Below are 21,344 nucleotides of genomic sequence, written 5' to 3'. Positions count from 1 at the left end.
GATAGTAGGAGGAAATAGAAATGGCATTTAAGATTATCGTATGCGCAAAGCAGGTACCAGATACTAATGTTATCAAAATTAACCCTAAAACTGGTACTCTTATCAGAGACGGCGTTCCAAGCATCTTAAACCACGACGATGCTAACGCTTTAGAAGAAGCATTAAAGATTAAGGATAAATATGACGATGTAACAATCACCGTAGTATCCATGGGACCTCCTCAGGCTTCTGACCTTCTGTTTGAATGTATTGCAAAAGGTGCTGACGAAGGTATTCTGGTTTCCGACAGAGCAGTTGGCGGTTCCGATACATGGGCTACTTCCAACACGCTGGAAGCTGCAATCAAAAAATGGGAAAAAGAAAACGGTCCTGCTGACCTGATTTTTGCTGGTCGTCAGGCTATCGACGGAGATACCGCACAGGTAGGTCCTCAGATTGCCGAAAAATTAGACCTGCCGCAGGTTACATATGTTGAAGAATTTGAAATCGCTGACAACATGAAAGACATCACAGTAAAGAGACAGATGGAAGATGGTTATGAACTGATCGGCATTAAGACTCCTTGCATGCTGACAGCGATCAAAGAACTGAACGAGCCAAGATACATGAACATGGCTGGTATCTTCGCAGAGAAAGATATCAAAGTTTGGAATGCAAAGGACATCGAAGTTGACCTGACTAAAGTTGGTCTGGAAGCTTCCCCTACTAACGTATTCAGATCCTTCACACCGGCTCCGAAGGCTCCTGGCCAGATCGTTAACGGAGATTCCGAAAACGAACAGGCAAAGAACCTGCTGATCCAGCTGAAGGGTAAGCACATCATCTAATCTGAAGGAGGAATAATAATGGCTATTAAAATCATTAATGATAAATGTAAAGGATGTTCCCTTTGCGCAAAAGCTTGTCCGTTTGACGCTCTGAAGATCGTTGACAGAATTGCTGTTGTAGACGAAGGAAAGTGCACAAACTGTAACGCTTGTATCGCTAAATGTAACTTCGACGCGATTGAAGCTGCTCCTGAAGCTGAAAAGGTTGACCTTTCCGCTTACAAGCACATCTGGGTATTTGCTGAACAGAGACAGGGCAAAATTCAGAACGTGGCACTGGAATTACTGGGCGAAGGTAAGAAATTAGCAAAAGACATCAGCGAAGATACACAGATCTGTGCTGTACTGATTGGTAACAACATCGACCACCTGGCACAGGAATGTTTCGAATACGGCGCTGAAAAAGTATATATGGTTCAGGACCCACTTCTTGAAAACTTCACAACTGACGGTTACACTAAGGTTATGAAGCAGTTAATCGATGAATACAAACCGGAAATCGTTCTGTACGGCGCTACTCACATTGGTCGTGACTTTGCACCTCGTATTGCTGCAAGATGCAACACTGGTCTGACTGCTGACTGTACACACTTGGACGTTAAAGTTTCCAAGTACATCGAATTTGCAAAAGCTAATACTACATTAGATACTTCCACTCTGGATCCTAACGATCCATCCACTGGAATCAAGCAGACTCGTCCGGCATTCGGCGGTAACCTGATGGCTACCATCATCTGCCCTAAGACTAGACCGCAGATGTCCACAGTAAGACCTGGCGTAATGCAGAAGCAGGAAAGACAGGCTGGTGCTACTGGTGAAATCGTAAACGTTAAACCAGAAATTAGCAAGGAAGATGTCAGAATCGAAATCAAAGATATCGTTAAATCCATGAAGGAAATGGTATCTCTGACTGATGCTAAGATTATCTGCTCCGGCGGACGTGGTCTGGGTGATGCTTCTGGTTTTGAACTGATGAAGCAGTTCGCTGACAAAGTTGGCGGTGTTGTTGGCTCTTCCCGTGCTGCTGTAGATGCTGGCTGGATTGACCACTCCCACCAGGTAGGTCAGACTGGTACTACAGTTAAACCTGAAATTTACTTTGCTTGTGGTATCTCCGGCGCTATCCAGCACCTTGCTGGTATGCAGACTTCCGGCTGTATCGTAGCAATCAACAAGGATCCAGACGCTCCGATCATGGAAGTTGCTGACTACGCAATCGTAGGCGACCTGTACAAAGTAATCCCAGAAATCATTGCTGAATGGGAAAACGCAGAAGCGCTGTACGACGCAACTACGAAATAGGGAGACCTAACCCAAATTGCATAAAAAGAGGACGCAAATGCGTCCTCTTTTTGAATGCAATTTGCTGGTAGATTTCTGAGAAGTCGAGTCGATAGTGTAAATGTTTAAACCATTATTCTGCATGGTACTTTTGTGGTTTTATGGTTGTGCAGCTACATGGACTTACTTCGTGTTTGCACAACTTGACTTATGGAAAGTTATGTGGATGAGATTTGGATTTAAGAATTTGCACAACTTCTTTGGAGTAGTGGGATTATAGATGAAATAACTATCACATTTACGTTTAAAATGTTGTGCAAGGTTGAATTGTTTGGGCAGTATTGCACAACGATAATCAGTGATAGGTAGAGTGCAGCGCGTTTATCCCTTAGTAGTTGTGCAAAGGAATGTTGTTTATTAGGTTATGCACAACTCCTTATAGAAGGAGTTGTGCATAATGTAGGTGTGGAAGTGGGGAATTGCACAATAATCCTCAAACAGCGCAAGAATTCAAAATAAAGACGTGAAGTTGGCATCTACCATTGGTTAGGTTTGCACGAGAACATATCGCAACATTTTATGACTATTCACTTTGCCTTCTCTTTTCATGGGGCTGCCAGGATTATTATAGGATTAAGGGCTCCTACAAAAACTTTCTCCCAATGGATTGGATTTTCAATTGTAATGTGATATAATGATGATTGCCCTAAGCTGGCAGAGGTAAGCCCCTTGCAAGTAGAGGGCAATTTTCATAGAGGAGGAAGGGTTATGACAGAATTGACGGTGCAGACAGCGCAGAAACGATTTTATCGAAAAATGCTCATAATCGGGATTCCGGTGGTATTTCAAAACTTAATCAGCTTGGGCCTTAACTTAATCGACACGCTGATGATTGGAATGCTAGGGGAACAGGAACTGGCTGCTGTAGGTGCTGCTAATCAGGTTTATTTTGTATATACAGTTACGCTTTTTGGTCTTTACAGCGGAGCGGCAGTTTACACTGCGCAGTACTGGGGAGCTAAGGATATTGCCGGTGTACGGCGGATGCTGGGGATTGACTATGCGGTAGGTTTCATTTTTGCACTCGTAGTGAGTGTAGCAGCATTTGTTTTTGCATCAAATGTGATACAGATGTTTTCTGAAGATGAAATGGTGATTAAACTTGGCGTGGATTATCTTAGAATCGCTTGCTTTTCGTATGTATTTTCGGGTATGTCATCTGCCATATCCTATAATTCCAGAGCGATTCAGGATTTAAAGGTGCCGACCATAATCAATGCAGTCGCATTGTGCATCAATGCGGTACTGAATTACGTTTTGATTTTCGGAGTCTGCGGATTTCCGGAACTCGGTGTAAAGGGTGCTGCTGTAGCGACTTTAATTGCAAGAATTTTTGAGTTTACAGCGCTGGTCACCTTTGTCTATACGAGAAAATCTCATCCGTTTAAGACAAACTTAAAAACACTGCTCAATTTTGAAAAATCTCATTTTATGCGTGTTATGAAAACCGCTGTTCCGGTAGTTTTTACAGAGTGTAGTTGGGCGGCTTCCGTAACGCTGATTTTTGCCGCTTACGGAAAACTGGGGACAGCAGCTCTTGCTGTGGCGCAGGTTGCCAATGTAATCTGTGAACTGCTCCAGTCAGCATATTTTGGCGTCGGTAATGCAACGGCAATGCTGATCGGAGAAACATTAGGGCAGGGAAATAAAGAAGAAGCCTTCCAAAATGGAAAGCGTGCCGTTAAAGTAGTTATGATACTTAACGTTTTTATGACGATTTTGATGATACTCGTTGCAAGGCCGGTGACAGGCATTTATCACTTCAATGGTGAAACCAACGATTTGTTGGTGCATTCGCTGATTGCGATGGCAATTACTCTGACACCGAAGATGCTAGGGTATATTTTTATCGTGGGAACTCTACGAGCTGGAGGAGATACCTTGTTCTGCATGAAAGTTGAGATTATCTGTAACTTGCTGGTGCAGGTGCCTCTCGCGTTTTTCTCGGTTTTGGTGCTGAAGGTTAGCCTACCTATTGCAATGCTCATTGTTGCCATTGGCGATGTTGGAAGAGTAATTGTATCACTGCCAAGATTCAAAAATCGTAAATGGATTAATATTGTGGCGGATATCCCGCAAGAGAACGACTAATTTTCGCTAGTAAGGAGTTCTTTAAGCTTTAGCTCAATCAATTCCCAGGGAAATCCGACTACGGTGTCAAATGAGCCGTTCCAGTGATCGATGTGTTTTGCAAAGATTCCCTGAATGGCATAGGCTCCGGCTTTGTCGTAAGGCTCATCAGTATCAAGATAGGCGGAAAGCTCATCGTCGTTAAAATCCTTGCAAAAGACTTCCGTTATATCATAAAATACGTTTCTAGTAGATTCACTGGCTATTAGAATCGCAACGCCTGTTGCGACCTGATGGCTGGTGTTTTTTATTTTTCTGAGCATGCGGGCAGCATCGCTTCTGTTTTCCGGTTTTCCTAAAATTCCATCCTTATAAACCACCGTGTCTGCGGCGATGATGATACTGCCTGGCGCAGCTTTTTGCTCTACGTAAAGGGCTTTTTTGAGCGCTAGAAACATGACTGCATCTTTAGCAGAAATGTTTTTTGGCAGAGTTTCGTCTATATCAGCAGGCATGATAGTAGGATTATAGCCGTGTTTATGCATCATTTCGATTCTTCTTGGCGATGATGAAGCTAAAATAATTGTTTTTTTCATGGTTTTACCTCCGCATAATATTATGGCATAAAATTTGGATTTTGCCAAATACTAATGAAAGATTTATGGGAGGTGACCGAAATGGCACAGAACACAGAGAAAAAAGAAGTACAAAAGAAAGATGTAGCGAAAGCATATGAAAAATATTCTAAGCAGTTCACACCGAAACCAACTTATTTTGCCAATTGTATGCGGGCATTTATTGTCGGCGGACTAGTTTGCACAGCAGGTTTTTATATCAGCAATCTGCTAGTAAGCAAGGGGCTTTCGGAAAAAGATGCAGGCACCTATGTGACCATCGGAATTGTGGCGCTGGCGCAGCTTTTAACGGGCTTTGGCATCTTTGACAGTATCGCAAAGTTTGCTGGCGCAGGCGTTATTGTACCCATTAGTGGTTTTGCCAATTCTATGGTCGCACCGGCAATCGAGTACAAAAAAGAAGGACTTGTACTGGGCGTCGGCGCAAAACTTTTCAGCGTAGCAGGACCTGTGCTAGTAAGCGGGATTACGGCGGCGACAGTGGTCGGGGTGATTTACTGGATGATAGGATTATTTTAAAGATTGTTTGAAAAACGGTTGTGAGGAGGCAGAAATGGCAGAAAAGAAAATTGGAAAGCAGACGGTGACATTTGATACCTGTCCTTATATCATAGGTTCGGCGGCAGTGGTCGGAAAAAAAGAGGGTGAAGGACCTTTGCGCGATTCATTTGATATGATTTTAGAAGATGATATGTTTGGCGAAAAGACCTGGGAAAAGGCGGAAAGCAAGATGCTGAAAGAGGCAATGCTTGCGGCTCTGCAAAAATCGGGAAAAGAGAAAAAGGATATCGATCTGGTACTCAGCGGCGATCTTCTCAATCAGCTGATGTCTTCATCTTTTATGGCAAGGGATTTACATTTGCCGTTTTTAGGACTTTACGGCGCCTGTTCAACGATGACGGAGTCTCTGCTTCTTGGAGCAATGCTCACCGACGGCGGTTTTGCCCATAATATTATCGTGGGTGCGTCCAGTCACTTTTGCACGGCGGAGCGGCAGTTTCGTATGCCAGTAGAGCACGGCAATCAGAGACCACCTTCAGCGCAGTGGACTGCTACTGCAGCAGGGGCAATGGTGGTATCCGAAAAGATGGCGGACCTGTCGCAAGTCGGCGCTTTGGACGGGAAGAAAGCTGCGGAGCCGGTTTCTCTGAAAAACATAAAGGTTGACTGCGGTACCATTGGTAAAATTATCGATGCAGGGGTAAAGGACGCCAATCAGATGGGAAGCGCCATGGCGCCGGCTGCGGTAGACACGATTCTCAATCATCTGGAAGATACAGGCAGGAAGCTGGATTATTATGATTTAGTTTTGACTGGCGATTTGGGATATATCGGAAAGGATATCGCGGCAGATTTACTGAAAGACGCGGGACTTGACCCGGCAGCTGTGAATCAGCGGTATGATGATTGCGGCACGATGCTTTTCTATCGGGAAGAGCAGGATGTCCATGGCGGCGGAAGCGGCTGCGGCTGCTCGGCTTCGGTTTTCAGCGGAAACATTTTGCGAAGAATGCGCTGCGGGGAGCTTTCCAGGGTGCTGCTGATTTCAACGGGAGCGATGCTTTCCACCATCAGTCCTTTTCAGGGCGAAAGCATTCCGGGGATTGCTCACGCGGTATCTTTGGCGACATGTTAAAGATCTAAGATTTGCAGGATTAGAGAGGATGAGATTATGGATTATATATATACGTTTTTAATCGGCGGCGCGATTTGTGTCATCGGACAGATTCTCATGGATACTACAAAGTTGACTACGCCGAGAATTTTAGTCATCTTTGTAGTGGCAGGTGTACTGCTTGAGGCAGTTCATCTGTACGAACCCCTTGTGCAGCTTGCCAGCCAGGGCGCAACAACACCGCTGCCGGGATTTGGCTATGCACTTGCAAAGGGCGCCATGGAAGGCGCAAAGGACGGATTTTTAGGCGCAATAACCGGTGCTGTAAAGGCAACTTCGGCAGGGATTGCAGTAGCCATTGCCTTCGGCTATATCGTAGCGGTGCTGTTTAATCCGAAGTCGCCGAAGTAAAGTTATTCAAGGAAGAGGACGAAAACGACCGGAATCAGAAAACAAAGGAATCCTCCCAGGAGCAGGCGACCGGCTTCACGTATGCCGGAGGATTTCTTTTTCCAAGGATATCGGTTCCGCAAATTGAAATAATTGGTGTAGTATATGAGGCACAGCAGCAGGGCGATGGCAGAACCGATTCGATTTACCCAGAGGGAATATCCTGTAAAAGGCTGATTATTCTCTTGGGTAAATTCTGTGGTCATGCTGACATAGGTAAAGAATACACCTGTGAGAAAGACGAGAGAATGCTGCAGGGGTGTTTTTTTCCTGGGAGCCGATGCAGCTGCGGCATTTGTGGTATTTATGGTATTTACAGGAACGGCGGCAGCAGGCGGCACAACACTGTTTCTCAATGCCTGCGCCAGCTGATCACAGCTTGCATAGCGATCGTCAGGATTTAATGCGGTGCAGCTTTGGATGATTTTTCCAAGACGGCCGGCAGCCAGAGTTTCGGAAGGGAGACTGCCGGTCAGCATTTTGTTCATTAAAATGCCGATTGAGTAAATATCTGTTCTTTGGTCGGACTGCAGAAAGCCGTACTGTTCAGGAGCAGCATAATCCACCGTACCCATCAGTACGGTGTCTTTTGTTTTGTTAGGATTGTAAGTCTTTGCTGCGTCAAAATCAATCAAATACAGATGACCGTGTTTTTCCAAAATAAGATTGGAAGGTTTAATATCGCGATGAATGATTTTAGGAAAATGGTCGTGAAAAGGCTTTAAAATTTTACACAAGTCGATGATGATATGTGCGGTTTCCTCTTCAGAAAACAGACGCTTCTCTAAAATTTGTTCCAGATTTTTTCCGTGGATGTATTCCTCGATAATCGTCAGGGAATCGGCATCGGGAATCAGCTCAATGATTTCGGGAACCGATGGAAATGCAGATTTTTGAAGCGTATCGTAAACGGGAAAGCATTCTATTGACGCATGCTTTTTGATGTAGATTTCTCCGGATTCAACATGCTGGACAAGATGTACATCGTGGTCTTTGCTGATTACGGCGATTTCCTTGTAAAAGGAAAGTGTCAGTTGGTTTTCTGGGGTCATGCTATTTCTCCTGCTTGCATTTAATCTAATTGTATTGTAACATATTTGAAAAGAATATCATATAGCATTTTCGGGAGTAAAAGTTTATGAGTGAGAAGACGACGAGAGGCTTATCGAAGATATTAGAACAAGTGAAAGACTGCAGCGAGGCGGATCAATTCATCGATGCCTATAAGGAACGGGAGTTTACATATTTTTATGAATACCTGAACTGGATGATTGGAGTAAAGGGTCTGACTACGTCAGAAGTAGTTGCCGCCAGCGGAATCAGTCGCAACTATGTGTATAACATTTTAAATGGTGACAAGAAAAATCCCGGCAGGGATAAGGTGATAGCTCTTTGTATTGGTGCAGAGATGAACTACAGTCAGACGCAGCGGGGTCTTGAGATTGCAAAAGCCGCGCCGTTGTATCCCAAAGATGAACGGGACGTGCGGATTGCTGTGGCAATTAACAAAGGAATCCGCAGTGTGACGGAAGTGAACCTGCTGCTGGATCAGTGCGGTGTAGAGCCTTTGAAGGTCTGAGACTACTATAGAAGGGGCGTGTGCATATATCCGGAAAAAAAGCCAAAAATATGCATAGCGTATTGAAGAAATCTGCATATTTCTGATGGTTTTGCTCCACATATGCATTTTTATTTTGAAAAAACTCTGAAATAGCAATTAGATTATTCGTTCACAGTGGCAAATATGCATATATAACGTAAAAACCCCGAAAATATGTAGACTGATGTGCATATTTTTGGGGTTTTCTTTAAAAATATGTATTTCACCGTGGGGAAGGCAGTGCAGAATCAAGAGCGTTAAAGTCTGCGACAGACCTCTTCGCTCATATTTTTCGTGCTGTCAGCACAACATCCCCTAACGTTTTTGTGTAAACTATAGGTAAAGGCGTATCTTCGAGGCAATACAGCTTTATTCTTTTGTTGGAGGAACGAACTCCAGTAAATCCTCAATTTTGCAGTCTAAGGCAGTACATAAGCGGGCCAGCACATCGATATCAAGTCTGCTAATTTGATTGTTGCAGTATTTGTTCAGCTGCGTACGCTGCATATCAGCTCTATGGCTCAATTTGTTTTTACTGAGATTTCGTTCTTTTATCAAATCGTTCACTTTAATGTGAATTGTTCCAAACTTGTAATCCATAGAAACCACCTTTCCGGATTATAAAAAATAGTTGACATGTATAGTGTAACCGTATTAGAATGGGTTTATAAGCTGTAAGAAATCTTGTGTAAGAAATTATACAGATAAGTACAAAAATGAAAGGACGAATTTAATATGAAAAAAAGCAAATTATTGTTAGCTGCAGCGATTTTAGGAGCTGCATATTTTATCTATCTCATTTCTTATTTTACTGGCGCTATAGGTGAGGAAGCCGTATCTGGAACAATTGCGACCGCACTAGTTACTCCGCATATGATTTGTGTGGGAATTGCGGCAATTTTTAACTGGATTGGTTGGGCAATGAGTGTCAGATGGGGTGCTTTAGTTGCAGGAATCCTCTATGCTGTTTCTATAGTTCTCATGCCAATTTACTTTATGTTTGTTATTATTCAGATGATCCTTTGTTTTGTCGGTTTTGCAAAATTAAAACAGAAAAATGTTTAAAAGAGCAACAAAATGAAGCTATTAAATAAGTAAATCAATTGAGGAAATTGGTTGCTCTTGGGCTATTATAGAGGACGAATTTAAATTAAGAAAGAGGTGTACTGCATGAAGAAATTTTTAAGTGTAATGATTGTTGTTTCTATGTTAATCGTGATGATGACAGGTTGCAGTGGTGAAAAATCCCCAACGGATGTAGCGAGAGAGAAAATAGAGTCGTACAAAGCCAATGCGGAAAGTATTCTTAACGGCGAAGAGGATTCTGACGCTATGGGTCTTGGAGAAGATGTTGAGAAGAAGATTATTGATTTAATTATGGGATTTGAATATACCGTTGAAAATGAAGTGATTGACGGCGATAAAGCAACTGTTGATGTGACAATAAAAACTTGTGAAATCGGTGACATGTTTAAAACCGCTATGGGAAATTATATGTCACAAGCTTTTGGACTTGCTCTTGCCGGAGCCAGCGAAGAAGAGCTGGAAGAAAAGGCGATGGAAGCATTTACAACAGCGATTGATGAAATGAGTTCCGAGAAAACATTTGAGAAAACTTTCACAGTAAATCTTACTCATGGGGATGACGGCTGGAAAGTGGAAGAATTAGATAACAATGAGGAATTTCTCAATGCTGTAGCAGGTGGATTGATGGAAGTGGTAAACGATATGGACAGTTGGTTTTCAGATATGGAATAGAAGTGTAGATAAAACCACTGCAAAGATTTTGCCCAAAAGGCTGGAATTACTACAATCACTGCAAGAGTTGCGTAAAAAAGTATGCTCCCAAAGTGACTGTAAAGTATGCAGTAGGGAGCAGACAGAATTCTGCGGATTCAATGGTGGGAATTACCCTAACTGATTGGAATGGCGGAAAGTTCTAGTTTAAATTAATGAATGTGTAAAGGGGGCGTAGATGCGATTTGGGAACTAAAATCACTTGACGAAGGTGAGGCGTTGAGTATTTTTATAATGAACGAGAGCCAGGCACAGATTTAATGCTTCTGGAGTTTTATGTAGAAGCAATCAAAGGGTTTGGGGATAATGTGCTGTGTGGTAGTAACGTTATCGGCATTTGATTACAAGATGATGACTAAATTGTTTAAATATTATTATGTAAAACATGAAATATAAATATTGAATACTATTCAAAAATAGCGATGCGACTTGCGTTATTTAGCCGCACCGCTATTTTTGAATCTTTAGTTATTCTGTAAAAGTTCAGTAAATTTTTTACCGTTCCATTTCAGATAAAAATGATCGCCGTCATAAGCACCGGTGCCATCTGCGTTTTCGCAAGGAATGACGCTGAAATAGTAGGTCTTGTTTTTATCAAGATTCTTGAAAGCAGTCTGAACCTGATTTTTTGGAATAATCAGTGGATCTGCGCCATCGTACATCACGGATGATTTTGTAGTGCCAAAGCGGACCGCATAGCTTTCTGTGTTCTTGATTGGTCTCCAGCTGATGAGGAAAGTGCCGTCTTTCTGTACTTTGCCCTTCATTCTTACGTCATAATTGCCGTAGAAAGATGAAAAAGCACTGGTAAATGCAGAAGGATCGGCGTCATTTGGCGAGAATGTGGATAATTTAACCATATCCATCGTCTCCTTCATGCTTCCTCCGCGTCCATAGACTATTAGAGTTCTGTTATCACCATGATATTTTACGCTTAGCAGCATACGACCAATTTCTTTGTAGTCCTTGGCAGAATAGGTGCTTTTAGTTGTGATGCGCAGATAGATACTCTTTCCGGGTTTCAGCAGTACCTTTTTATTCTTTAAAGTATAGTATTTTTTACCGTCTTTGCTGTATTCCACCTTTTTTATAGCTCTTTTCTTGCTGCCGCGATACAAAGTTTTATAGTTGTTCAAATAAGTATTGTAGTTTGCCTCATTGCTGGTGAGCTTTAGTATTAACTGCTTGTTGGCAGTATTTTTGCTGTTGAGAAGCTTTACTGTATATGCGCCATCGGAATATTTGGTTTTGAGTGCAACAGGCTCGCTCATGGCGCTACGATAAGTATTTCCGTTTTTAGTAATCTCAGCCTGCGCTTTATAGTAGTAAGTTTTATTTGCATTTCCACGGTCAAGGCAGTCGCTGCAAGAAAAGCGAGAAAACTGTCTATTCGGTCCATCTGGTTCATCTAGTTTATCTCTTGCGTCGAAGGTTCCGATGAGCTGATAAGAACCGTTTTCTGTTTCGGAGCGGTAAAGTTTTAGGATGGAATTAAGTTCTCTGACATCCCAATAGGAGTTAATATAGACGCTATTTGTACTAGAAGCTGCTAATTTTGGTGTATAAAGGGACGTTTTTCCTTCGATGTTCCACGGCTTTGTAAAAATTTCCTGTCCGTCCGCACCGGTGAGGATGCCCTGCATGGTGAAAATATAGGCGGTGTTTGGAGAAAGTTCTTCTATGACATAGGAACTTTTTCCGTCTTGTTTTTTTAATTCTTCTGAAGTCGGAGAGTCGATTCGCACAGACTGCGTCTGATTAGAAGCTTCATCTGCCTTTCTCCATGAAATCTGCAGCGCCTGATAAGGCACATCCTGATACCAAAAAATTCGTATGGATGTTTCGCTTTCCATCTCTATAGAACTAGGTAAAACGTGTAAATCAAAGGGATAACTGTTATTTGTTTTAGTGCTTGTTTCAGTGCTTTCGCCGGCAAAAGCGGTCTGCGGCATCATCAGAGAGAAAAGCAGAGAAACCGCAAGCATCAGCGTGATAAGTTTTTTCATAAATACCTCCTTTAATCCTATAAGAGTCCATTTCCAATTTTATGATAACATAGTTTTGTGAAAAGTTTATGAAAAATAGATATTTGGATAAATAGAAGATGTGATACCATGAAAAATTTGGAGAAAGAAATGATTCGGAAATATATCAAGTGATTCATGACATATTTCCGATTTTTTCTTGCTAAATTTCCGTACTATGGATATAATAGTATTATAAAGTTCTGAAAGGAGTGTTTTCATGTCAGGTACGATGCTTGTAAGAGATGCAGCGAAGCTGTGGAATTTAACGGAGAGACGGGTAACCGGACTTTGCAAAGAGGGCAAAATTGCCGGAGCGAAGAAACAGGGACGCTCATGGCTCATTCCGGCAGACGCACAGAAACCGGAGGACAGCAGAGTAAAATCCGGCACTTACAAAAAGTGTATAGATGAGAAGAAGCTGCCCCTGCCCATTGGAGTCTCTGACTACAGGCGGGCGTGCAGTGAGTATTACTATGTGGATAAGACATTGATGATAAAAGAACTCATCGATACGAAGTCAGTGGTTTCGCTTTTTACTAGACCGCGCCGCTTCGGAAAGACGCTCAATATGAATATGCTCCGAACCTTTTTCGAGAAGACGGAAGAAGACACTTCGGTATATTTTCAGGATAAAAAAATCTGGGCATGCGGTGAGGCATATCGCAGCTATCAGGGAAAGTATCCGGTTATTTTTCTTACCTTTAAAGATGTGAAGAGAACTTCATGGGAGAATACACTTGTTTACCTTGAGATGCTGATAACCAGCGAATACAGAAGGCATAAGGAACTTGCGGACAGTACACGGATTACAGATAAAACATACTATCAGCAGATGGTAGAGGGAAACGCGGATCGAGAAATGCTGGATACGGCACTTTACAGGCTTTCTAAAATGCTCCATGAACACTATGGCGTTGCGCCTATTCTGATTATAGATGAGTATGACACGCCGATTCAGCAGGGACATATGAGAGGATACTACGATGAAGTGATTCTATTTATGCGCAATATGTTTTCCAGCGTATTAAAGGACAATGTACATCTGTCCTATGGATTTTTAACCGGAATTCTCCGCGTAGCAAAGGAAAGCATCTTCAGCGGTATGAATAATTTGAGAATCAATTCAGTTCTTGACAACAGATTCAGCGATTATTTCGGATTTACCTTTGAGGAGATAGAGGCTATGTTAGAATACTACGAGGCGGAAGACAGATTTGATGAAATATGCGCGTGGTATGACGGATATATTTTCGGCAATGCTGAAATTTTTAATCCATGGTCGGTTATCAATTATTTTAGCAACGATTGTTTGGCGGAGGCCTACTGGGTAGAGACAGGCAGCAACGAGATTATAGGAGAGGTTCTCACTGAGGTGGATCAGGATTTATATGATTTGCTGACATCGCTGATGAACGGGAATTCCATTGAAACTCGTATCGATACCAATGTGATTTATCCACAGATACGAAATAATCCGTCGTCGATTTTCAGCTTCCTTCTGGTGACGGGATATCTGAAGGTGACCCAAAAGAGCTTGTCTTTTGGCGGTGAGTATGTATGTGAAGTGGCACTTCCCAACAAGGAAATCGCCTATGCTTATCACAAAGAAATTCTTTTGCGCTTTGGTAATATCATTCCGCAGTCCACATCCATTGCAATTCAGTCATCGCTTATAAAAGGTGATGGAGCGCGGTTTAAAGCGATGATGGAGAAACTGCTGATGCAGTCGGTCAGCTATTACGATACGGCAGGAGAGAGCTTTTATCATGGTTTGATGCTGGGTGTGTGCGCCCTTCTCGGAGGGGCCTATGTGACATCAAACCGTGAGTCAGGCGATGGCAGATATGACATACAGCTGATGCCGGAGTATGATCATTTGCCGGGTGTTCTCATTGAACTGAAAGCAGAAAAAGCATGCAGTCAGGAAAAATTAAAAGAACTGGCCGGCGCGGCTTTGCAGCAGATCAATGAGAAAGGTTATGAGACGGAATTAAAGGCGAAAGGCGTACATGAAATCTTTAAATACGGTGTGGCGTTCAGCGGCAAGAATGTAGAGATTGCAGTAGAATGAAATGTTTTATGAGATGAAGAGGGCAAATGATAGACCCTCTTCATTTATTTCATGTGTGGAACTTGTGAAATCCATCTGCGATTATTTACAAAGGTGGTCAAATGTGGTAAACTATTACGGAATATTAGTAGGTGAAATGATGACTTTAATAATAAAATTTGGAAAGTGCTGTCTGGGCATTTTATATTGTTTGCTCAAAGTCTTTCCGACCCAAAAGCATAAGGTGCTGTTTTTGAGCAGGCAGTCGGATGAGCTGAGCCTGGATTTTTCCATGTTAAAAGACAGTTTGCTTGCCGCGGATGCCTCCGTTAAAATTGTAAGCATTTGTAATCGTTTGGACGACAGCAAGAGCGGAATTGTTGGATTTGGTATCGATACTCTGCGCAGTATGTATCATCTGGCTACAAGTAAAGTCTGTGTGTTAGATGCGTACTGGCCGGCGGTGTCCATTTTACATCATAAGAAATCCTTGACAGTGATTCAGATGTGGCATGCTTTGGGAAAGATAAAGAAGTCTGGTTATCAGACTCTTGGAAAAGAGTCCGGCAGAGGCGAGAAACTGGCACGGCTCCTTAACATGCACGAAAATTACGACTATATTATTGCCGGCGGCAGTGCGTGGAATCCATATTACTGCGCTTCTTTCAACACCACTGAGAATAAGCTGGTCAATATCGGCCTTCCGAGGATTGACTATCTTTTGGAAACTGCGCAGGCAAACAGAGAGAAAGTGTTGGCTGCTTATCCGCAGATGAAAGAAAAGCAGGTAATCCTGTATGCGCCGACCTTTCGCAGAGGCATTGACTTGAAGTGGGAGCCACTTCTTGATGTGATTGACTTCGACAGATATATTCTAGTAATTAAAGGGCATCCTAATCAGGAAATTATCTGTGATTACGAAGGCGTGCTGCTGTGTCCGGAGTTTAAGTCGGTAGAGCTGCTTGCGGCATGCGACTATCTGATTACCGACTACTCGGCAATTGCTGTAGAAGGTGCAATTTTAAATAAAAAAACGTACTATTATCTGTACGATTACGAAGAATATACAGAGAAGAACGGTATCAACGTTAGTCCTTTTGAATCTATGCCTGGCTGCGCGTTCAAAGACGCGAAAGCTTTGATTGAGGACTTGCAGGGCGGTGCTTACAACGAAAAAGCGCTGGCAGATTACAGAGAAAAATATCTGCCGCGGGAGCTGGGCACATCGACGGCAAAGCTTACGCAACTTGTGCTTGCGCAATTACAATAGATTAGAATTAGAATAGGAAGAGATAAAACAGCATGTTTAAACTGGCAAAAAAATGGATCAAAAGACTGAAATTATTTATTCTATACTTTAGAAGGATTCTTTTTGTAAAGAATCACTTTAAATGCTCTTTTTTCAAGAAAATCAGAGCTAACGTCTGCGGAGGATTTTTGGCGGATCAGTGGATTCTCTATGATTTTGACCATAATGACAAAGGAGAGTATCTGTCCGAATTTGATTGGTACCGCTCACGGTATATCAACGAGCCCTTTGACTTTCTTTTAAACAATAAAATTGCTGCGGCAGAGATTCTCAAGCAGTATGTCCGGGTACCGGAAAGCTACATGATAAAGAATAAGGGCTTTCTTACAAGCTTTGACAGTGAACATATGGAATATGAGACGGCGATAGATCTACTAAAAGAAAAGGGAAAGCTGTTCATCAAACCCTATGGCGCCGGCAAAGGCAATGGTGTTAACATCTTGATTTACGAAGACGGAAAGATTTTTGTAGACAAGCAGGAATATACCGAAGAGGAATTTGTGAAGTTCCTGAAGGGCAGGGATGACTGGTTCATCTGTGAATCCATGAAGCAGCATCAGTATTCCGATGATATTTATGATAAGACTGTCAATACCATTCGCTTTATTACATTGCGGGATATTCATACCCATCAGTTCAAGGTGTTTTTTGCAGTGCAGCGAATTGGCACATCGGCAACCATTCCGGTGGACAATGGAAGCAGAGGAGGTCTTGTAGCCAAGATTGATCTTGATACGGGGATTTTAACAGAGGCTAGGTGTCTGCACAACAAAAATGTGTACAAGGTACACCCGGATTCCAAAGCACCGATTGAGGGTGTGCAGATTCCGGGTTGGGATAGAATTAAAGAAGAAATGCTGGCCCTTGCTAATAAGATGCCGTACATGCATTTTATTGCCTGGGACATACTGATTACAGAGGATGGGGAGATTTGTATTATTGAGGCAAATACTTCATCAGGGGTGAATATTATCCAGCTTTGGGGCGGACAGAGAAACGATGAACTTGGAGATTTTTACCGCTATCACAAAGCGATTAAAAAGTAGGAGAACTGCATGAAATATATTATCATGGCTGACGGTAAGGGAACCAGATGGAATAATTACCGGGATATTCCCAAGCATTTTATTGAGGTGAATGGTGAGACGCTTCTTGCGAGAACTGTTCGGCTTTTAAGAGAAAATGATCCGTCCTGTGAGGTGATTATTACCTCACACGATTCCAGATATGAAGTAGCCGGTGCTCGCCGCTACGAACCAAAGCATAACGTTTTGGAGATTGACCGTTTCACAACGGAACTGATAGAAGACAACATATGTTTTCTGTACGGAGATACGTATTACTCGGAAGTTTCTATCAAGACCATTGTGGATACGGTAGCGGAGGATTTGCTCTTTTTTGGTAATGAGCGTTCCATCGTTGCAGTAAAAGTTGCAGATGCGCAAGTATTCTCAAAGCATGTGAACAGGGTCCGAGAGCTGTTTCTTGCAGGTAAAATTGACAAATGTATTGGCTGGCAGGTGTATCAGTCCTTCTTGGGACTGCCCTTCGGCGAAAAGACAATTACAAAAAAATATATCTATCTGTGCGATGATACGAGGGATTTTAATTCGCCGGAGGATTTGGAACAAAAACAGGAGGAAAAGTAGTACATGGGCTTTGTAAAAGGTGTGAAGAAATCAGTGGTAAATGCGCTGGCGCTGGGACCGACTTCCAGAGGCTTTACCGGAAAGGAAGCCAGAAGATGGGTACGAGGTGTATATAGAAGCTATTTTAAGAAATCAGAATACTCCTTTGCACAGAGCAGATGGGCAATTAAGCGAGGTTTTATGCCGGAACAGGTAGAAGGCCTTGGGCTCAACGAAGATAATTATAGAGATACGATTTCTGCTAAGGAGTATGCTTTTCTGCGTCCATTAAACGGCGGATACAGCAAGTGGATTACCGATAAGGTGACCATCAATGCGATTTTTAAACCGTATCGGGATGTTATGCCGAAGTGCTATTATCAGATCTATAAGCGATATACAGAGACAGAAATTATTCCTCTTTATGACTTTGAAGCGGGAAACACCTTTGACGATGTGCTCGCTATGATTAGAGAAAAAGGAGCGCTGCGGGCGCGCCTTTCTAAAGGCAGCAAGAGCAGCAGACTGTCTTACGAAAATGAGACCTACTATTTTGATGAAGAGGCATGCTCTGAGGAAAGAATGATTCGCAAGCTTTCCTCTTACAATGCTGTTATCGTAATTACCGAAGATGTTGAGGCAAGTCCGGCTTTTACCGGCGCCAGACTGAATCTGGTTATCTTTAATGATCAGGGTGATAATCCGGTCATCGGTGATTCCTATATTTCCTATGAGCGTTTGGAACTGATGAAAAATCCGCTTCCTGATAAGCTAAGCGAAAGTGACGACTTAAACGAAGAAGACGAAGCGCCTGAGGAACTGAGCGAGGAATTTGATAAGATTTATGCATATGTAAATTCTATTACTGGTAAAGTCAGTGATGCGGTCAGCATCAGGGCTGGAAAGAAAACACCGAGAACAAAAAACCCAAATAATGACTGTGATATAGCGAAAGAAATCCCTTTCTGGACAGATATCGCAGAGACTGTAGACAGCATTTGCAGATTTGTACCACAACTGGAGTTTTTCGGACTGGAAATTGCAATTTGCGAAGGCGGATTTAAGATTATGAAGATGATTAATCACCCACCTTATCCGCGCATCGTGCCGTTCAGCAAGAAAACTTCCGACTATTTGAAATATAAAGCGCAACAGAAGAGAGCTGCTTACAGCAGAAAAGGCATTCGTCTTAGAAGAGCCTGCAAGAAGATTAAGCTGAAAGTGAGAGCAAGATATGCGAAGATGTTCTTCCCGGACGGTCTGAAACCTTACCTGTCTATCAGATGGTTTCAGGATCTGAAGAAGGATTTTTTGACTAACAAGGATACCACTTTGAAGGAAAAGATTTGGGCAGCAAAGCACGGTTTTCTGTCTTATCGCCTGCACCAGTATGGTATCACAGAAGAAAATCATCTAAACTATATCGCTGATTTTGAATATAAGTGGCTGCGCCACATCAACAATAAATACAGACACTGGATGGAGGACAAGATTACGGTCAAGTATATCTGCTCCGAGTATAACAGTTGTTTCCCTGAGTATTACTATCACATCAGTCTGAAAAACGGAAACAATAAAGTGATTCCGATGATGGACTGTCCGGAAGGCTTTGGAAATACATATGAGGATATTTTCAAGCTGGTAGAACTGAAAGGCGCGCTTGCGCTAAAGCCGGATGAGGGCTCTCACGGAGACGGATTCTATAAGTTCTCTTATGAGGACGGAAAGTATTTTCTGAACCATGAAGAGGCTTCGGCACAGGACGTGCTCAATATTTTAGAAGATGTAAAGAATCAGTATCTGGTTACAGAATATATCAATATGCACCATGAGATTAAGCGCATCTATGACGGCGCGGTAAATACTATTCGTATGATTGTCTTTAAAAAAGACGGCAAGAATCCTGTGATCGGTAATGCGTACATGCGTTTTGGCTCCAAGCGTACTGGCGCTGTAGACAATATGGGTGCTGGCGGCATGTTTGCTAAAATTGACATTGAAACCGGAAGGTTCTATGATGCAAAGATTATTGAGGCCAATGAAATCAAGCCGTGTCTGAATCATCCAGATACAGGTGTGCGCATTGAAGGCTATCTGCCAAACTGGGAAAAGGTAAAGGCTGATGTTTTGAATGTGGCACGTAATATCCCGCAGCTGGAATGGTTTGGTTTTGACCTGGCGCTTACTGAAGACGGTTTGAAGTTCCCGGAAATTAACCGTTTCCCTGACTATCCGGCTATCGAAAAATACACGCCGCAGACCATAGACTATCTGCTGTACAAGCTGGAGCAAAAAAAGAAGAAATATGGCTATGATGTATCTAGGGGACATAAGCTTGTGAAACTTCCAAAGAGATAAGCAGTGCCATAGAGAGGATTCTACGTGAAAACAGTAAAGAAAATTTTAAAAGAACATATCGACTACAGAAAGCAAATTTTCAAGCTGGCGAAGTCGGACATTATAAAAACCTATAAAGGCGCAGCATTGGGCTGGGCATGGGCGATTATCAGACCTGCCATCACCATCTTTGTTTTCTGGTTTGCTTTTTCCATTGGGCTGAGACACGGAAATCCTGTGGAAGGATATCCCTTTTTTCTATGGCTGATTGCGGGCATGATTCCGTGGTTTTATATGCGGGATATGATTAGCGGCGGGGCATCTTCGATGCGGCGCTACAAATATTTGATTACGAAAATTAAGTATCCGATTTGCACCATCCCGACCTTTGTAAGTATGTCCTTCTTTGTGGTGCATTTGGCGCTGATGGTAATCGTCTTTGCCATCTTTGCGGGATTTGGCTATCTGCCGGATATTTACACTCTACAGCTGCCGTTTTATATGCTGATGATGTTCCTGTTTTTTACTGCCTGGGGGCTCTTTTCGGGTGTGCTCGGTGCCATGAGCAGAGATTTTCTCAATCTGGTGAAAGCACTGACGACAGCGCTGTTTTGGCTGTCGGGTATTCTCTATGATGCCAACAGCATTGACCAGACCTGGATTAAGAATATCCTGCTGTTTAACCCGATTACGCTGGTTGCAAACGGTTACAGAAACTGCTTTATCTACAAGCAGTGGTTCTGGGAAAATCCACAGGAGCTGATTAATTTTGGCATTGTGTATCTGGTGATGTGCATTTTGGCAGTTTGGGCATACAGAAGGCTGCGTAAGGACATTCCGGACGTGCTCTAGAAGAAAAGGAAGTTTATATGGAAAACAAAACGGCTATTTCGTTTAAAAACGTATCGAAAGTATATAAGTTATATAAAAATGATAAACAGCGGTTTCGCGCCGTCTTTAATAAGAGAATCAAGCCCACGCTGAAAAAAGCGACTGACGATGTAACTTTTACTATAGAAAAGGGAGAATCTGTGGCGCTGTTTGGGCGAAATGGCGCTGGAAAGTCTACCTTGCTCAAAATGATTACCGGGGTGACTTATCCGACCAAAGGTACAATTAAGGTTAGCGGCAGGGTCAGTGCGCTGCTCGAATTGACAGCGGGTTTTGACCCAGAATTCACCGGAAGAGAAAACATTTACTTTCGAGGTCAGCTTTTGGGCATTCCACAGGAAGAAATCAAGGCGCTGGAACCTGAAATCGTTGAGTTTGCAGATTTGGAAGATTATATCGACCAGCCTGTCCGTACTTACTCCAGCGGTATGAAAGCCAGGCTGGGGTTTGCGATAAATGCCAACATTAAGCCCGAAATTCTCATTGTAGATGAGGCGCTTAGTGTAGGAGATAAGGACTTTAGACAGAAGTGCAATCAAAAAATCAATGAAATTGTTGAAAGCGGTGCAACATTTCTATTTGTAACCCACTCCACCAACGTTGCGAAGAATTTCTGCAAAAGAGGGATTGTCCTGCGAAAGGGGAAAATCACTTTTGATGGTGAAATTGATGAAGCTATCGCCTTTTATGAGGATTATCTGCAGAAAGCAAGAGAAGCACGTTTGGCGAAAGAGAGTAAAAAGGTATTAGGTTGAAAAGGAGTGATG

The 21,344-nt window shown here is 42.6% G+C and carries 20 protein-coding genes; 16 read left to right on the top strand and 4 right to left on the bottom strand.

Annotation, left to right across the window (positions count from 1 at the left end; translation table 11 throughout):
• The first annotated feature begins 20 nt into the window (after positions 1-20).
• The 3 genes from NFR88_RS00435 to NFR88_RS00425 all read left to right on the top strand — a co-directional run bounded on the left by NFR88_RS00435 (position 21) and on the right by NFR88_RS00425 (position 4,259).
• Complete coding sequence (locus NFR88_RS00435) at positions 21-827, top strand: electron transfer flavoprotein subunit beta/FixA family protein (protein ID WP_160201272.1); 807 nt, start codon at positions 21-23, stop codon at positions 825-827.
• 18 nt (positions 828-845) lie between these two features.
• Positions 846-2,129: an electron transfer flavoprotein subunit alpha gene (locus tag NFR88_RS00430; RefSeq protein ID WP_160201271.1), complete on the top strand. Its 1,284-nt coding sequence runs from the start codon at positions 846-848 to the stop codon at positions 2,127-2,129.
• A gap of 747 nt (positions 2,130-2,876) precedes the next feature.
• On the top strand, positions 2,877-4,259 hold the full coding sequence (locus NFR88_RS00425) for an MATE family efflux transporter (protein WP_251612620.1): 1,383 nt from the start codon (positions 2,877-2,879) through the stop codon (positions 4,257-4,259).
• Here the strand turns inward: NFR88_RS00425 and NFR88_RS00420 are convergent.
• Entirely contained in the window at positions 4,256-4,834 is a 579-nt protein-coding gene (locus NFR88_RS00420) for a Maf family protein (RefSeq protein ID WP_251612617.1), read from the bottom strand. The two genes, NFR88_RS00425 and NFR88_RS00420, sit on opposite strands and share 4 nt — an antisense overlap.
• 81 nt (positions 4,835-4,915) lie before the next feature.
• Here NFR88_RS00420 and spoVAC point away from each other — a divergent pair, with 81 nt between their 5' ends.
• Genes spoVAC through spoVAE form a run of 3 tightly spaced genes read left to right on the top strand, consistent with a single transcriptional unit; the run spans position 4,916 to position 6,899 of the window.
• Positions 4,916-5,392: a stage V sporulation protein AC gene (spoVAC, locus tag NFR88_RS00415; protein WP_160201314.1), complete on the top strand. Its 477-nt coding sequence runs from the start codon at positions 4,916-4,918 to the stop codon at positions 5,390-5,392.
• A gap of 34 nt (positions 5,393-5,426) precedes the next feature.
• A complete protein-coding gene (gene spoVAD, locus NFR88_RS00410; RefSeq protein ID WP_161908222.1) occupies positions 5,427-6,509 on the top strand; it encodes a stage V sporulation protein AD in 1,083 nt (360 codons plus the stop codon).
• A gap of 36 nt (positions 6,510-6,545) precedes the next feature.
• Positions 6,546-6,899 (top strand): stage V sporulation protein AE, encoded by a 354-nt coding sequence (spoVAE, locus tag NFR88_RS00405; protein WP_251612614.1) that lies wholly within the window; start codon positions 6,546-6,548, stop codon positions 6,897-6,899.
• Positions 6,900-6,901: 2 nt separating this feature from the next.
• Here spoVAE and NFR88_RS00400 read toward each other — a convergent pair whose 3' ends face one another.
• A complete protein-coding gene (locus tag NFR88_RS00400) occupies positions 6,902-7,990 on the bottom strand; it encodes a serine/threonine-protein kinase (protein WP_251612611.1) in 1,089 nt (362 codons plus the stop codon).
• A gap of 86 nt (positions 7,991-8,076) precedes the next feature.
• Between NFR88_RS00400 and NFR88_RS00395 the strand changes: the two genes are divergently transcribed.
• Positions 8,077-8,517: a helix-turn-helix domain-containing protein gene (locus NFR88_RS00395; protein WP_161908220.1), complete on the top strand. Its 441-nt coding sequence runs from the start codon at positions 8,077-8,079 to the stop codon at positions 8,515-8,517.
• 390 nt (positions 8,518-8,907) lie between these two features.
• Here NFR88_RS00395 and NFR88_RS00390 read toward each other — a convergent pair whose 3' ends face one another.
• A complete protein-coding gene (locus tag NFR88_RS00390; protein ID WP_251612608.1) occupies positions 8,908-9,138 on the bottom strand; it encodes a helix-turn-helix domain-containing protein in 231 nt (76 codons plus the stop codon).
• Positions 9,139-9,273: 135 nt separating this feature from the next.
• On the opposite strand from NFR88_RS00390, the gene NFR88_RS00385 reads away from it, so the two are divergent.
• Both NFR88_RS00385 and NFR88_RS00380 read left to right on the top strand, forming a co-directional pair.
• The gene (locus NFR88_RS00385) at positions 9,274-9,603 is read left to right on the top strand and encodes a hypothetical protein (protein WP_251612605.1); all 330 of its coding nucleotides are present in this window, start codon (positions 9,274-9,276) and stop codon (positions 9,601-9,603) included.
• 105 nt (positions 9,604-9,708) lie between these two features.
• Entirely contained in the window at positions 9,709-10,296 is a 588-nt protein-coding gene (locus NFR88_RS00380; RefSeq protein WP_251612602.1) for a DUF5105 domain-containing protein, read from the top strand.
• A 503-nt stretch (positions 10,297-10,799) separates the two neighbouring features.
• Here NFR88_RS00380 and NFR88_RS00375 read toward each other — a convergent pair.
• Positions 10,800-12,341 carry a fibronectin type III domain-containing protein gene (locus NFR88_RS00375; protein WP_251612598.1) on the bottom strand — a complete coding sequence of 514 codons (1,542 nt, stop codon included), beginning with the start codon at positions 12,339-12,341 and terminating at the stop codon, positions 10,800-10,802.
• 238 nt (positions 12,342-12,579) lie between these two features.
• Between NFR88_RS00375 and NFR88_RS00370 the strand changes: the two genes are divergently transcribed.
• From NFR88_RS00370 to NFR88_RS00340, 7 genes are read left to right on the top strand one after another with little or no spacing between them, the layout of a single operon-like run.
• On the top strand, positions 12,580-14,433 hold the full coding sequence (locus tag NFR88_RS00370) for an AAA family ATPase (protein WP_251612595.1): 1,854 nt from the start codon (positions 12,580-12,582) through the stop codon (positions 14,431-14,433).
• 55 nt (positions 14,434-14,488) lie between these two features.
• Positions 14,489-15,682, top strand: a complete 1,194-nt coding sequence (locus NFR88_RS00365) for a CDP-glycerol glycerophosphotransferase family protein (protein ID WP_251612591.1) — start codon at positions 14,489-14,491, stop codon at positions 15,680-15,682.
• Between the two features lie 32 nt (positions 15,683-15,714).
• The gene (locus NFR88_RS00360; RefSeq protein WP_251612587.1) at positions 15,715-16,767 is read left to right on the top strand and encodes a sugar-transfer associated ATP-grasp domain-containing protein; all 1,053 of its coding nucleotides are present in this window, start codon (positions 15,715-15,717) and stop codon (positions 16,765-16,767) included.
• 9 nt (positions 16,768-16,776) lie between these two features.
• A complete protein-coding gene (locus NFR88_RS00355; protein ID WP_251612583.1) occupies positions 16,777-17,370 on the top strand; it encodes a glycosyltransferase family protein in 594 nt (197 codons plus the stop codon).
• A gap of 3 nt (positions 17,371-17,373) precedes the next feature.
• Positions 17,374-19,707 (top strand): sugar-transfer associated ATP-grasp domain-containing protein, encoded by a 2,334-nt coding sequence (locus NFR88_RS00350; RefSeq protein WP_251612577.1) that lies wholly within the window; start codon positions 17,374-17,376, stop codon positions 19,705-19,707.
• Positions 19,708-19,731: 24 nt separating this feature from the next.
• Positions 19,732-20,538, top strand: coding sequence for an ABC transporter permease (locus tag NFR88_RS00345; RefSeq protein ID WP_251612573.1), 807 nt, complete (start codon positions 19,732-19,734; stop codon positions 20,536-20,538).
• A gap of 17 nt (positions 20,539-20,555) precedes the next feature.
• Positions 20,556-21,332, top strand: a complete 777-nt coding sequence (locus NFR88_RS00340) for an ABC transporter ATP-binding protein (RefSeq protein WP_251612570.1) — start codon at positions 20,556-20,558, stop codon at positions 21,330-21,332.
• The last annotated feature ends 12 nt before the right edge of the window (positions 21,333-21,344 follow it).

This window comes from Senimuribacter intestinalis, from assembly GCF_943192965.1.
GTDB lineage: Bacteria > Bacillota > Clostridia > Peptostreptococcales > Anaerovoracaceae > Senimuribacter > Senimuribacter intestinalis.
This window is presented reverse-complemented; position numbering and strand designations above follow the sequence as displayed.